Below are 1,123 nucleotides of genomic sequence, written 5' to 3'. Positions count from 1 at the left end.
GCTTTATCCAGCGCGATTTTATACAGCGAGTCGGTAAAGATAATGACCTGGGCTTTGCCGCCTGATTTCACCACGGCGTACTGTGCCGCCAGACGGGCAACCTCGTTTGAGTCCGAGGTAATGTTATCCGTAATACCGTACTGCTTAATCGGACCCGGCGCTGGCTCCGCATGCCACGCCATCAGCACAATCTTTTGCTGCACGGCTTTTTTGAGGGGCATTTTGGCGACATTAGGGTTCCAGCCGCCAATAATGATGCCGTCCGGCCGCTGGGCGATGGCCTGATTGAGTGCGGCAAGCTGATCTTTCACCGATCCTGCGCCGTCCAGCGTGTCCAGCTTCCAGCCCGCGACTTTTGCCGCCTCGCTAAGCCCTTGCTGAACCCCCTGCACGCCGCCGTTTTTCATATCTGAGGCAATAAAAATCAGCTTCTTATTCGCCTGTAGCTTCGGACCTGTGGTGGGGCCGTCCCAGGTGGTGGCGCTGGACGTGGCTTTGGCGACGGCCGCGGTGGCTTGTTCCAGATAGCTGTCTGCATGAGCGGGCAGAGAGGCTGCCAGCATGGCGACGAGAGAAAGACCAAATACCGGATTTTTCATAATGAGTTCCCTGGTGTGATGGTTTTTTGCTGTGGGTCAGGTGTGGTCGCTGGCGTGCTCTGACTGCGCACGACGGCTTTTTGGTTCAACATACGGCGACGCTGGGCGTAACCGGCAAGCGTAATCGACAGCAGCAGCGTGGCACCGTTAAACAGCGGCTCTACCCAGAAGGCACCGCCAAACTGCTGGATACCGGCGATACCGATAGCCAGAATCGCAATCCCGACCACTGTGCCCCAGACGTTAACCCGTCCCGGACGGATAGTGGTGCTGCCAAGAAAGGCGCCCACTAAGGCAGGCAGCAGGTAATCCATACCGACGCTGGCCTGACCGACGCCCTGTTCTGCGGCGATCAACACGCCGCTGAAGCCGGTAATGACACTGGAGGCGATAAAGGAGCCAATCACGTATTTGTTAACGGCAATACCGTTGAGGCGGGCTGCCACGGGGTTGCCGCCCACGGCGTACATGCATCTTCCCAGCGGCGTATGCTCAGTGACCAGCCATAACACCAGCGCCAGGCC

General features: G+C 58.2%; 2 protein-coding genes. Both read right to left on the bottom strand.

All coding sequences use genetic code 11. The annotated features are described in order from the left end of the window. A partial coding sequence (locus AC2LB6_RS24575) for a substrate-binding domain-containing protein (protein ID WP_490095469.1) occupies window positions 1-599 on the bottom strand: 599 nt, incomplete at its 3' end. Further along, the coding region (locus tag AC2LB6_RS24570; protein ID WP_490095468.1) for an ABC transporter permease at window positions 596-1,123 on the bottom strand (528 nt) is incomplete at its 5' end. The genes AC2LB6_RS24575 and AC2LB6_RS24570, both read right to left, overlap by 4 nt.

It is taken from the genome of Pantoea sp. RCC30.1, from assembly GCF_058148845.1.
The sequence above is the reverse complement of the archived record's forward strand: the minus strand, read 5'-3'. Positions and strand labels throughout refer to the sequence as shown.